We start from the raw sequence: 11,923 nt of genomic DNA on the forward strand, positions 1-11,923 counted from the left end.
AAACCGGTACCACAGGCCCCTTTTCGGGGTGTCTCAGGTCAGGCGGGCGCCTTCCGCAGCGCGATAGCCCGGAGGAAGATGTCACCGATCTTGGTGGGGTCGGTGGCGACGAACGCGCCGCCACCGGCGCTCTTGGCGATGGTGTCCAGCTCCGACTTGCTGACCTCGGTGCCGATACCGATGATGATCACCTGGATCGGCTGGTCCGGATCCTTGATCCGCTTCAGCTCGGCGAGCAGAGCCTTCTGGGAGATGCCGTCGGCGTCCTCGTTCTTGCCGTCGGTGAACAGCACGATCGAGTTGACCTTGCCCGGTTCCCAGTTCGCCTGGACGTCCTTGTACGCGGCCAGCAGCGTGTCGTACAAGCCGGTGTCACCGCTCGACGAGACCACCCGGTCCAGGCCCCGCTCCAACTCGCTGCGCTGCCGCGACAGTGGCGCGATCGGCACCAGTTCCCGGTGGTCCCGCGAGCCCACCAGGTTGGTCGAGAAGACCCACAGGCCGATCGACCAGGAGTCGTCGAACAGGTTCAGCCCCCGCCGGGCCGCCTCCGTGGTGACCTGCTGTCGGGTCGCGCCGTTGGCCGTCGGCACCTCGTTCTTCATCGAGCCGGAGACGTCGATGATGCAGAGCATCCGGCCGGACAGCGTGGCGATGGACCAACTGGAGACCGCCCGCTCCACCGCGTCCGGTGCCAGCCCACCGGCGGCGATGCCGCCCTGCGCCGGAGGTGCGATGGAGGCGTCCCCGCCGGCCGGGCTCGGCGCGCCCTGCGGCGCGTTGAAACCGGTGCCCCAGTTGCCGTCCGGGGCGCGCAACGACTGCGCGGCAAGCTTGTCCTTGAACGACGTCGTGGTCAGCGCCTCGAACAGCACCCCCGCAGCCGACGCCTTGGCCGGCTCGATCCCGGGCAGCACCGCGTACGGGTAGTCCAGCGGCAACGGCGCCGGCTTCAGGTAGAGCGCCGCCAACGGCACCGGAGGCTTCCGGGCGTTGTACTCGATGACATCCTCCTCGGACAGCGCCGCCGCACCGAGGGCGCTGGCCAGGGTGGTGGCGTCGGTGGCCGTCGGGAACTTGGCGAGCAGATCCTGGCGCAGCGCCGAGGCACCCGAGGCCAACGCGCGCAACGCGCCGACGCGCTCCTGCTCGGCGGTCTCGCCACCGGTCGATGCCGCGGCGGTCATCATCGACAACAGGCCGGACAGCCCGGCGGCGTCGCGGGTCGGCTCCACGATGCCGGTTTTCAGCGGCCGGTCACTGTTGAGGCGCGTCAGCAGGTCGGTCCAGCCGAGCTCCTGCTGCGGCCAGCCCAACCGGGTGGCGATCGGCTCCGGCATGGCGACCACCACCGGGCTGCTGGCGATGGACGAGCCGTTGCCGGGCTCGAAGGCCGCCGCGCCGCCGGTCTTGAGTCGGAGCAGCCAGGTCGAGGAGTCCGGGATCCAGACGTCCGGGCTGACCGCGGTGCCGCTGGCCTGCCCCACCCCGGCCAGGATGGCGCCGTGCTTGGCCGCCACCACGGCGGCCACCTCTACCGGGTCGGAGGCGGCGACTGTCACATCGATGCAGGTTCCATCGACCGCGGCGCCCTTCTCCTCCCATTCGGTGGCCGCCTGGTCGACCGCCGGGGCGAGCTCGCTCGCCACCGCGACGGACAGCTCGATCTTGCCCGAGCAGTCCTGGCCGGCGAGTTGGCGATAGCCGACCCACCCACCAGCGGTGACGACGAGTACGCCGACCGCTGCTGCGGCGGCGGCACCGTGAATACTTGAACGCATGCGATGGCGGCCTGCTGACACGCAGACCATCTTGCGTATCCGACCGTTGTACTGCCATGGCCGTTCGGACGAAAGTTACAGAGGAGAAACAGTTTACCCCGATTCCGTCACTTTGAGTGATGGGTCAGCGTCACAATGTGGATGCATCTATGTCTCAGGCCCACGATCAGGGCAGAACGCAAGTTGGGCTCGCGATCGGCAGCGGCTCTCCGACGGCCACCGGCACACCCGTGGCCGGCTCGACCCGGAAAGTGCGCACCATGTCCGCCCGTTCGTCGGCGACGTAGAGGTGTTCCCCGATGAGCGCGAAGTGGCGGGGCCACTCGCCACCGGTCTCCACCTCGGCCACGATTTCCGGCAGGCCCGCACCAAGAGCGAAGACGGTCACCGTGCCGACGCCTCGGTTGGCGACGTAGAGGAAGCGGCCATCCGGACCGATTCCGATCTCGGACGGTTGCACATGCCCACCCCGGTCGCTGGCGTCGATCCGGCCCCGCTGGTGCAGCGTCCCGTCGCTCAGCTCGTAGGCCAGCACCGAACCATCCAGCTCACCGGAGACGTAGCAGCGCCGCCCGTCGGGATGCCGGGCCAGGTGCCGAGGACCCACCCCGGCCGCGGTTCGCACCCGGGGCGCTCGGGGCACCAGTCGTCCGCTGGCGCCGTCAAGGTCGTAGCGGTAGATCGCGTCGGTGCCCAGATCGACCACCAGCAAGGGCGACCCACCCGGGCCCGGCGAGACCATGTGAGCGTGCGCACGCTCCTGGCGATCGGGGTCGGCCCCGTGCCCCTGGTGCTCCACCACGTCAGTGCGCTCGCCGGGCACACCGTCCGCATCGAGCGGGAAGACCGTCACGCTGCCGCCACCGTAGTTCGCCACGAACAGGTGCCCGCCGTCGGGCGCGACTGCCAGGTGGCACGGTTCCGCCCCACCCGTGGGCCACGAGCCGATGGACGACAGGTCGCCGTCGACCCCGACCTGCCACGCGCTGATCTGGCCGTCGGGCAGCTCGTTCACCGCGTACAGCACGGGCCGCGCCGGGTGGCGGGCGAGGAAGGAGGGCGACGGGGTGACCGCGACGGTGCCCAGCGACGTCAGCTCGCCGGTGCGCGGCTCCCGCCGCGCGGCGACGATGCCGGTGCCGCGCCCTCCGCTGGGCGCGGTGTACCCGCCGATGTGAACGATCTCGCCTCGACCTGCCACCGGCTGCCGCCCTCCGCTCGTTTCCGTCGAACCCATCTCTGAAGCCTTCCCCCGGCACCGGCGGATTAGACCTCCCCACCGCGATCCGGCCGCCCGTGGACGCACCGGACCGCCCTCCGGCCGGTCGACTCAGGCCGTCGGCACCGGCTCGCCCCGATGCCGGGCGACGTGCTCGACCAGGGAGATCAGCACGGTCTTGCCGGACTGCCGGTCCCGGGCGTCGCAGAGCACCATCGGCACCTCCGGGTCCAGATCCAGGGCCCTACGCACGGCCTCCAGGCTGAACCGACGGGAGTCGTCGAAGCAGTTCACCCCCACCACGAACGGAATGCCCCGCTGCTCGAAGTAGTCGATCGAGGGGAAGCAGTCGGCCAGCCGCCGGGTGTCGGCGAGCACCACCGCGCCGAGCGCACCGAACGCCAGTTCGTCCCAGAGAAACCAGAACCGGTCCTGTCCCGGGGTACCGAAGAGGTACAGCTGGAGGTCGTCGTTGATGGTGATCCGCCCGAAGTCCATCGCCACCGTGGTGGTCGACTTGGCCTCCACCCCGGAGACATCGTCGGTGTCGATGCCCGCGCCCGTCAGGATCTCCTCGGTCTGCAACGGCCGGACCTCACTCAACGCGCTAACCAGCGTTGTCTTGCCGGCGCCGAAGCCGCCGGCGATGAGGATCTTCAGCGCGATGGGCACCCGATGTCCCCGCTGATCGCCGTTATAACGCACGGAGTCCATCGACCACCGCCTTGAGGATGTTGTTGTCGGGCAGGTACGTGGCGCGTGGTGGCTGGTGTACGGCGACCAGTCCCCGGGACAGCAGATCACCAAGTAGCACCCGGACCACGCCGACCGCCAGGTCCAGGTCCGCGGCGAGTTCCACGACGGGGGTACCGCGGCCGGCCAACTCCACCAGCAGCCGGTGCTCCGGATACAGCTCCGGGTAGGCGGCGAGGTCCGGGTCCGGCTTCGCCAACACGTACGCGACCAGGTCGAATCCGTCCGTGCTGGGACGGACGCGCCCACCGGTGAGGGTGTACGGCCGCACCACCGGCCCAGCCTCGTCGTCGAGCCACTCGTGTCGATGCTCGGTTAACTCAGTCCGCATCGGTGGCACCCACCGACGCTCGGGCCGGCGCTTGCAGGTTCTCGCCCACCCGGGTCACCAGCATCGCCATCTCGTACGCCACCAGGCCGATGTCCGCGTCGGCGTCGCTGGCGACCGCCAGGCACGCGCCCTGCCCCGCCGCGGTGACGAAGAGGTACGCGGACTCCATCTCCACCACGGTCTGCCGGACCGGTCCGCCGGTGAGGTGCCGGCTCGCGCCCCGGGCGAGACTGGACAGACCGGACGCCAGCGCGCAGAGGTGCTCGGCGTCGGCGGCGTCCATGCCGGCGGAGGAGCCCAGCAGGAGTCCATCCGCCGACAGCACCACGGCGTGCCGCGCGGTCGGTACCCGCTCCAGCAGATCGTCCAGCAACCAGTCGAGATCTGCGTTCTGCCTCGTCGATTGCATCAGGCGTCCCTCTCAGTCGCGGTCGGGGAATCCACCGACGCCGGTGTGGTGCCCGGCGGAGAGCCGGGCGGTGCGGTGGTCCGGTCTCGGCCCGCCGGGCCCGACCCGGTCCGGTCGGGAACCTCCACCGGTGACCCGGCCTCGCCGGTCGGGCCCACGGCAGCTGCGCCGGACTGGTGGTCCGGCGCCGCCAGAGGCGGCACTGCCCGGTCGGTCGCGTTCTCCGGTGGTGGCGCTCCGCCCGGTTCCGGGTTCGAGCTGCGGGCGGCGTCCCGCCGGCCCCGGGCGGTGCCCGCCTGCAGCGCCGACATGACCCGCCGTGCCTCCTCCGGGCTTCGGGGCGTCGGATCGCGGTGCGGCCGGGCTGCCACCGACGGTTGTCGGACGGTCGGACCGTCGATCGCGGCCGTGCGGGCGGGCGGAGCGGTCATCGCCGGCAGCTGGATCGTGGGCGCATCCAGCCCACGGCGCGCGTCCGGATGGGCTGGGGCTGGCCCGGCACCAGGCTCGGGTGAACCGCCCCCGGGTGGCCGCGTCGGTGCCCGTTGTGGTTCCGTCCCGGTCTTGGCGGCGCGCGGGCCGGCGGGAGCCGCCTCGGTATCGGACGGGACGGTGACCGGCTCGGTGCCCGACGCGGTCGACGGGTCTGACGGGTCGGCGGCGGCGCGGCGTCGGATCCGACGGGGCAGGCCGTCGGCTTCCGCCGGCCCGACCGTCGAGCGTCCGCCCGGCGCCCGGACAGCCGCGCCGGACGTCGGAACGCCGGAGGCTGGGCCGCCGGACGACACCGCAGTGCCGCGTTCGACGGTGCGGGTCCGCGGCCGGGGCACCGTGGTCAGCCGAGTCGCCCGGACCAGCCGCCGCTGCTCCGGCGTGGCACCCCGGTCGTCGCCGGCCAGCGCCTCCGGGCCGGGCAACGGCGACGGTTCCTCGGTGATCAGCTCGGTCGGGATGAGCACCACAGCGGTGAGGCCGGTCCCCTCCGACCGACGCAACCGCACCCGGACGTCGTGCCGGGCGGCCAGTCGCGCCACCACGAACAGCCCCAGCCGGGCGGTCTCGCTGGGATCGAACTCCGGCGACCGGGCCAGCTTCCGGTTCGCCTCGTCGATGGCCGCCTCGCTCATGCCGAGACCCTCGTCGGTGACGGAGAGGGCGTAGCCATGGGCCACATGCGCACCGGAGACCTCGACCCGGGAATCGGGCGGTGAGAACGTGGTGGCGTTCTCGATCAGCTCGGCGAGCAGGTGGATGATGTCCCCCACCACCCGGCCGACCGTGCCGGCGGGCTGCACTGTGGTGATGTCGACCCGGTCGTACGACTCGACCTCGGAGATCGCCCCACGGATCAGGTCCACCATGGCCACCGGGTTACGCCAACCCCGCCCCGGCGCGGCACCGGCGAGGATGACCAGGTCCTCCGCGTGCCGCCGCAGCCGGGTGGCGAGGTGGTCGACGCGGAACAGCTCGGCCAGGTGATCGGGGTCCTCCGCATCGCGCTCCAGCCGGTCGAGCAGGGCCAACTGGCGGTGCACGAGCCCCTGGCTGCGCCGCGCGATGTTCAGGAAGACGTCGTTGAGGCCGTGCCGCAGGCCCACCTCGACCATGGCCGAACGGATGGCGACCCGGTGCACCTCGGTGAACGCCTGCGCGACCTGGCCGATCTCGTCGGCACCCTGATCGGCCACCGACGCCTCCCGCGCCAGGTCGACCTGCTCGCCCTTGCGCAGCCGGTCCACCACCTCCGGCAGGCGCCGTTCGGCGTCGGCGAGGGTGCCGCGTACCCGGGTCAACCGTTGCGCGAGGGAGCGGCCGACCCGGACCGCCACCACCAGCGAGAGCACGACGGCGATCAGGCCGAGCAGTCCGGCGGCGGCCAGCCGCACCATGGTTCCTACCGCCATCGGCACGGACCGGTCGGCCAGTCCGTCCGCCTGGGTCAGTTCGAAGTCTCGCAGCGACTGCTGCACCGTGTCGTAGCTCGTCTGCCACGCCTGCGGGTCGAGTCGCAGCCGGGCCGACGGATCCGCGGTCACGATGTCGTCCTGCATCGCCCGCAACCGACCGAACGCCTCCTGCTCGGTCAGCCGCTGGTACGCGGTCCGGTCCGCCTCGGGCAGGTCGGCCACCGCGGCCTCGGCCAGGAACCGCTGATTGCCAATGCCCTGCACGAGCAGGGTGTGCTCGCCCTCGGCGAACCTGCCGGCCGTCAGCACACCGGCCAGCAGCGCGTCGGTCTGGCCCAGCAGTTCCCGCGAACGACCGAGGCTGGTCAGCGCCAACGCCTCACGGTTGAGGTCGTGGTCCGGAAGGTTGGCCAGGGCGGTGAAGGTCTGGAAGGCAGAGGCGATCATTCCGCTGTAGAGGCCGACCGCACCGGCGCGGTCGAGATCCCGACGATCGATGAAGCCGCGTCCGGCCGGCAACGCGTCCAGCTCGCCGATGAAGCGATCGAGCCGAGCTTCGAGCAGCTCTCCGGCGGCGTCCCGCAGCTGCTCGCCACTGACCCGCCGACGCAATTCGGCGATGGCCGCGTCGGTGCGGGCCCGTTGTTCCACCAGGGCCGGTAGCACGCAGTTGGCCGGCGGCTGTCCACACTCGGTGCGCGGCGAGGCGAGATGGACCACGGAGAGCCGTCGCTCCCGTTGCAACTCGGCCACCACGGTCTCACCCGGCCGGCCGAGGTCGTACAGGAGAGTACGGGCGGCGAGCAGGTCGAGCGCCGGCCCGAAGGTGAGCGTGGTCGCGAAGATCCACAGTGCCAGCAGCGCGGTCACCGGCACGACGACCAACGCGGTCAGCTTCGAGCGGATCGGCCAGTCGCGGGTGTTCAATCGGACCTCGCCCGGAAGGGTGGCTGGAAGGGCTCCGGCACAGCCGGGCAGCGTCGTCGCCGGGGCGCACCCCGGTTGTCCCGCCGGGACGCCGGCTCGGGCGCCTTGGGCAGGATACGTAATCCGCGCCGGTCGCACTACCGTCCGTCGAGACTACCGGTACGTTGCCGAACGTCCCGGCGACGAACCGCCTGTCGGTTTCCGCCCCGCCGGCAGCCAGGTCGGGCCAGGAAAGTGCGCCGAAACGGGATTGGCGATCACTGCGTGGCGGGAATACCTGCAGGCGAAGGAGGAGCCATGTCGCCCACGCAGATAATCGTCATCGTCCTCGTCATCCTGGTGGTCGCCGCCATCGCCGCCGCCGTCGTCGTGGCCGGCCGCCGCCGGGCGCTCCGGCAGCGTTTCGGCCCCGAGTACGACCACGTCGTCGCCGAGCAGGACAGCCGCAGCGCCGCCGAGCGCGAGTTGCGGGACCGGGAACGCCGGCACGCCGAACTCGAACTGGTCCCGCTCACGCCCGAGTCCCGGGCCCGGTACACCGAGGCGTGGGAGGAGCTCCAGGTACGTTTCGTCGACTCCCCTGCCGAGACCGTCGGGCAGGCCGACGAACTGGTCAGCCGGCTCATCGCCGAACGCGGATACCCCACCGGTGAGTTCGACGACCAGATCGCCCATCTCTCCGTCGAACACGCGCGCACGCTGGGTCACTACCGCGACGCACACGAGATCCATCTGCGCAACTCCCGGGGCGAGGCCAGCACCGAGGATCTCCGCCAGGCCGTCGTCCACTACCGCGCTCTCTTCAGCGACCTGCTCGGCGAGGAGCCGCCGGTCGCTGCCGGAGCGCCGGAACAGCGCCACCCCGACGCCGCCCACGACGCCACCAACCGCTGAGGAGATCACCATGCGGCAGGAAGAGCAGCAGCTCAACAACGACCACCCGGAGACCGTACGCTCCGCCCCGGTGGCGGTGCCGGACACTGAGGACGACCGGACGACTGACGACGGGGCCGACATCGTCGACGAGCCGACGGATCGCGACCGGTCGGAGGCCGACCGGGGCCGCCCCTGGGACGGCCGTCCCGGCTCCGACAGCGAGCGGGCCGAGTTCAACGAGCCGGGTCCGGTGCCAACCACCTTCGGCGCGACCACGGTCGGTGGCGCGGTCGCCGCGTCCGCACTGGCCAGTCCGCGCCCCGAGGACGAGCGCGACCCGCGCGAGGAGGACACCGCCCGACCTGGTGACGGTGCGGTCGACGGGGAACGGGAGGGACGGCGGGCGGACCCGACGGCCGAGTTCAACCGGACCGGCGACGACGATGACCTCGACGACAACGACGCCGAGGCTTCCGCCGCCGACGATGCGGCGGACGACCGGCTGGCCGACAATCCCGTCGACGTGGACCGGGCGACGGACGACGGCTCCCTCCGGACGACGGCGGACGACGACACGGCGGCGGCGGGCGGGGCCGGCTTCGGCAGCGCCACACCCACGATGGTCGACCCCGACACGCAGACCTCGGGCGAGGCCACGGCCAGCCCCGGGGCGGCGGCTCCGGCCGGGGCGGCGACGCTGTTCGACGACACGACCGCACAGGGCTTCCGGGACCGCTGGCGCGACGTCCAACTGCGCTTCGTGGACGACCCCCGGGCGGCTGCCGGCGAGGCGCAGTCGCTGGTGGAGGAGGCCATGGAGGCGCTCTCGGCCGCGCTGGCCGAGCACCGCAACAAGCTCGGCGGCTGGCAGGAGGCCGGTTCGTCCGACACCGAGCAGCTGCGGGTGGCGGTACGCGAGTACCGGGACTTCCTCGACCGGGTGCTCGGCCGCTGACTCGCCCGCACCACGACGTTTCACCCGAAGGCGGGTGCCCCCGGATCCGGGGGCACCCGCCTTCGGCGTACCGCCGCAGGCATGGCCACCGGCGAGGCGGGTACGCCCAACAGGGCCGGAGAGCGCCGCGGACAGGAGGGCAGCAGCGATGACGGATCGTGATCGGCAACGACCGCTGGAGGAGCGCCCCGAGGCGGCCGCGGCGGTCGACGACGACAGCACCATCCCTCAGCTGATGACCGGGGGCGGTCCCGACCGGGACAATCCGACGTTCGCCGAACCGGATGATCCGACCGGAAGCGGGCCGACCGACGACATCATCGCCGATCCGTACGCCGCCGGGACCGGCGCGACGGGGACCGGCACCGGTGCCGGCGGGGACAACATCCGCACCGGCGCGGAGCAGCCCTGGGAGCCGGAGGACCTGGTGATGGCTCGGGGGCAGGACCTCACCGCCGAGAACATCGAGCGGGCCCGGCGCGAGTTGGACGAGACCGGCCGGACGGCGATCGAGAAGACGGTTCCCTGATCCGCCCGCGCCCCGGTGCGCCCTCGCCGCGGCGGCGGTAGCCGGTTGCGGCACACCCGCCGCCGTCGAGCGGGTGACGGCAACCGTGGCGCAGGCGGCGCGAGGGGCCCCTGGTCCGACCGGTGCGGTCGGACCAGGGGCCCGGGTGACCTGCCGCCGCAGCGCCTCACCTACTGTCGGCGGCGGGTGTGCCTGTGTCCGTCAGGACAGCGGCGGGTAGGCGTTGGCCATCAGCTCGGCGAACTGAGCCGCGAACCAGGCGCCCGAGATCGGGGCGTCCGGCAGGGCACCGCTCATGCTGTTGCCGTTGCGGTCGTTACCGGTGTAGGTCGGGTCGCACATCCGGTCGAAGCCCTTGCCGTCGTTGTTCGGGATCTCGCGGCTGGAGCCGTCCGACTCGCCCGGGGGCTTGGCCCAGACGTAGGCGTCGATGCCGGAAGCCGGCGCGGCCTTCGGCCGCTCGCCCATACCCGCACCGGACTGGTTGCACCAGTTGCCCTTGTGGATGCGGCGGTCGACCCGGCCACCGTCCACGTAGGTGTTCACGTTGGTCGTCGGGCCCGCGCTGGTGGGCCGGTTGGGGCCGCCCCAGCCGTTACGGGAGGTGTCGATCAACATGCCGATGCTGCTGGGGAAGCCCTGCCGGACCAGTTCCTGACGGAACGCCTGGGCGAAGCTCTGCTCGTCGTTGTACTGGTTCCAGTCGATCCAGTCGGACTGCCGCACCGTCTGCCCGTTCACCGAGTCGGTGACCTTCGCGTACGGCTCGATCAGGGCCGAGTAGTTCGCCGTGTTGGTGATGAACCCGTGCACGTGGTTGACGGTGCTACCGGAGGCCGTCGCGGCCTCCTTCAGGATCTGGGCGGTCGGGGTGAAGTTGCTGTCCCAACCGAGCCAGCCGTGGTGCCCGGCGTCCACGTAGTTGTAGACGTTCGAGAACGCGCCCAGCTGGGCCAGGGCGTAGCCGACACCCTGCACGTACGCGCCGTTGGCCTTGACCGTGTCGCACATGACGGTGCCACCCGGGTTGCCGGAGGTGTTGGTCACCAGGTTCGGCAGCGAGTCCACCTCGATGATGTTGATGATCCTGATGTCGCGGTACTTCGCGTCACCCTGGATCGCCGCGATCGGGTCGATGTACTCGGCCTTGTACTTCGGCAGCTCGTCCGCCTGCAGCTCACCGTTGGAGGCGAGCGCCGCGCAGTCGCGGCCGGGCAGGTTGTAGATGACGAACTGGATGTAGTCGGCACCCTGCTCCAGCGCCTCGTCCAGGTGGTCGCGGATCCCCATCGGGCCGTTGGACTGGCTGTTGTCGGTGCCCTCGATCGCCGCGATCCGGTCGATCCAGACCGCCGTCGAGATGTTCGACACCCGGTTACCGCCGGCGACCGACTCGGCCTTGGCCTTCCACTCCGGGTTCACGTAGCCCTGGGCGTTCAGGTACGGGTTGTCCACCCTGGTACCGGGAGGCGGCGGGCTGGTCGGCGGGGTGCTGGTCGGCGGAGTGCTGGTCGGCGGCGTACTGGTCGGGGGCGTACTGGTCGGCGGGGTGCTGGTCGGCGGCGTACTGGTCGGCGGCGTGCCGCCGTTGCAGGTCACCCCGTTGACGGTGAACGAGGTGGGCTTGGGGTTGCTGCCGCTCCACGAGCCGTTGAAGCCGATGCTGGTGCTGGCGCCGGTGGCCAGGTTGCCGTTCCACGACTCATTCTGCGCGGTCACGTTGCGGCCCGACTGGCTCCACCGGGCCGACCAGCCCTGAACGAGACGCTGGTTGGCGTCGGGGAACGTGAAGCCGAGCGTCCAGTTGCTGAGCGCGTCGCCGACGTTCCTGATGGTGACGTTGGCGGTGAAGCCGCCCTGCCAGTCGTTGGTCGTGTAGGCCACGTCGCACTGCGTCGCCGCGTGCGCCGCGGTCACCGGTAGCGTCACCAAACCGCCCGCGACCAGCGCGCTCGCGCCGGCCAGCGCGACGGCCCGGCGTCGACCGGACAGCCTTCTCCACACATTCATGCCACTGATCTCCTTGGGCGAGACCGGATCCGCGTACGGCCCGGCACGTGGCCCGAGGGACGTCCTGTGCGGACGACCGCCGGCGCCAACGGGATTCTTCGGGAGCGCCCGACCCGGACGGGCGTTGGTGGTGGTGCGACGACCGGCGTCACCGGTCGGCGGCCAGGTGGTCGTCCGGCGAACCGGATGCCCTCGACCCCTGCCTACGCGGTGTGGCTCTGCTCAC

General features: G+C 71.6%; 9 protein-coding genes and 1 pseudogene. 3 read left to right on the forward strand and 7 right to left on the reverse strand.

Translation table 11 applies throughout. The features are described from left to right. Positions 1-38: 38 nt before the first annotated feature. The 6 genes and pseudogenes from Vse01_RS20310 to Vse01_RS20335 form a co-directional block, all read right to left on the reverse strand. A complete protein-coding gene (locus Vse01_RS20310) occupies positions 39-1,802 on the reverse strand; it encodes a substrate-binding domain-containing protein (RefSeq protein ID WP_093410671.1) in 1,764 nt (587 codons plus the stop codon). A 145-nt stretch (positions 1,803-1,947) separates the two neighbouring features. Further along, positions 1,948-2,982 (reverse strand): lactonase family protein, encoded by a 1,035-nt coding sequence (locus Vse01_RS20315; RefSeq protein ID WP_170863616.1) that lies wholly within the window; start codon positions 2,980-2,982, stop codon positions 1,948-1,950. 129 nt (positions 2,983-3,111) lie between these two features. Further along, positions 3,112-3,714: a GTP-binding protein gene (locus Vse01_RS20320; protein WP_093410557.1), complete on the reverse strand. Its 603-nt coding sequence runs from the start codon at positions 3,712-3,714 to the stop codon at positions 3,112-3,114. After that, positions 3,695-4,084, reverse strand: a complete 390-nt coding sequence (locus Vse01_RS20325) for a DUF742 domain-containing protein (protein WP_093410559.1) — start codon at positions 4,082-4,084, stop codon at positions 3,695-3,697. Before Vse01_RS20325 ends, Vse01_RS20320 begins: the two co-directional genes overlap by 20 nt. Further along, on the reverse strand, positions 4,074-4,493 hold the full coding sequence (locus tag Vse01_RS20330; RefSeq protein ID WP_170863617.1) for a roadblock/LC7 domain-containing protein: 420 nt from the start codon (positions 4,491-4,493) through the stop codon (positions 4,074-4,076). Before Vse01_RS20330 ends, Vse01_RS20325 begins: the two co-directional genes overlap by 11 nt. Positions 4,494-4,693: 200 nt before the next feature. Then, positions 4,694-7,327 (reverse strand): annotated as a pseudogene (locus Vse01_RS20335) (sensor histidine kinase); the annotation flags it as partial. Positions 7,328-7,624: 297 nt separating this feature from the next. Between Vse01_RS20335 and Vse01_RS20340 the strand changes: the two are divergent. The 3 genes from Vse01_RS20340 to Vse01_RS20350 all read left to right on the forward strand — a co-directional run bounded on the left by Vse01_RS20340 (position 7,625) and on the right by Vse01_RS20350 (position 9,687). After that, the gene (locus Vse01_RS20340; RefSeq protein WP_093410567.1) at positions 7,625-8,221 is read left to right on the forward strand and encodes a hypothetical protein; all 597 of its coding nucleotides are present in this window, start codon (positions 7,625-7,627) and stop codon (positions 8,219-8,221) included. A gap of 10 nt (positions 8,222-8,231) precedes the next feature. Continuing rightward, positions 8,232-9,158 carry a hypothetical protein gene (locus Vse01_RS20345; protein WP_093410569.1) on the forward strand — a complete coding sequence of 309 codons (927 nt, stop codon included), beginning with the start codon at positions 8,232-8,234 and terminating at the stop codon, positions 9,156-9,158. Positions 9,159-9,306: 148 nt separating this feature from the next. Further along, positions 9,307-9,687 (forward strand): hypothetical protein, encoded by a 381-nt coding sequence (locus tag Vse01_RS20350; RefSeq protein ID WP_093410571.1) that lies wholly within the window; start codon positions 9,307-9,309, stop codon positions 9,685-9,687. Between the two features lie 201 nt (positions 9,688-9,888). Here Vse01_RS20350 and Vse01_RS20355 read toward each other — a convergent pair whose 3' ends face one another. Next, the gene (locus Vse01_RS20355) at positions 9,889-11,697 is read right to left on the reverse strand and encodes a glycoside hydrolase family 6 protein (protein ID WP_093410573.1); all 1,809 of its coding nucleotides are present in this window, start codon (positions 11,695-11,697) and stop codon (positions 9,889-9,891) included. Between the last annotated feature and the right edge of the window lie 226 nt (positions 11,698-11,923).

The sequence above is a fragment of the Micromonospora sediminimaris genome (assembly GCF_016863575.1).
Lineage (GTDB): Bacteria > Actinomycetota > Actinomycetes > Mycobacteriales > Micromonosporaceae > Micromonospora > Micromonospora sediminimaris.

What these genes read in the sequence shown, in the direction of transcription:
- Vse01_RS20325 (WP_093410559.1), bottom strand. Translation starts at nt 4,084, where the DNA reads ATGCGGACTGAGTTAACCGAGCATCGACACGAGTGGCTCGACGACGAG.
- Vse01_RS20320 (WP_093410557.1), bottom strand. Translation starts at nt 3,714, where the DNA reads ATGGACTCCGTGCGTTATAACGGCGATCAGCGGGGACATCGGGTGCCC.
- Vse01_RS20340 (WP_093410567.1), top strand. Translation starts at nt 7,625, where the DNA reads ATGTCGCCCACGCAGATAATCGTCATCGTCCTCGTCATCCTGGTGGTC.
- Vse01_RS20345 (WP_093410569.1), top strand. Translation starts at nt 8,232, where the DNA reads ATGCGGCAGGAAGAGCAGCAGCTCAACAACGACCACCCGGAGACCGTA.
- Vse01_RS20355 (WP_093410573.1), bottom strand. Translation starts at nt 11,697, where the DNA reads ATGAATGTGTGGAGAAGGCTGTCCGGTCGACGCCGGGCCGTCGCGCTG.
- Vse01_RS20330 (WP_170863617.1), bottom strand. Translation starts at nt 4,493, where the DNA reads ATGCAATCGACGAGGCAGAACGCAGATCTCGACTGGTTGCTGGACGAT.
- Vse01_RS20350 (WP_093410571.1), top strand. Translation starts at nt 9,307, where the DNA reads ATGACGGATCGTGATCGGCAACGACCGCTGGAGGAGCGCCCCGAGGCG.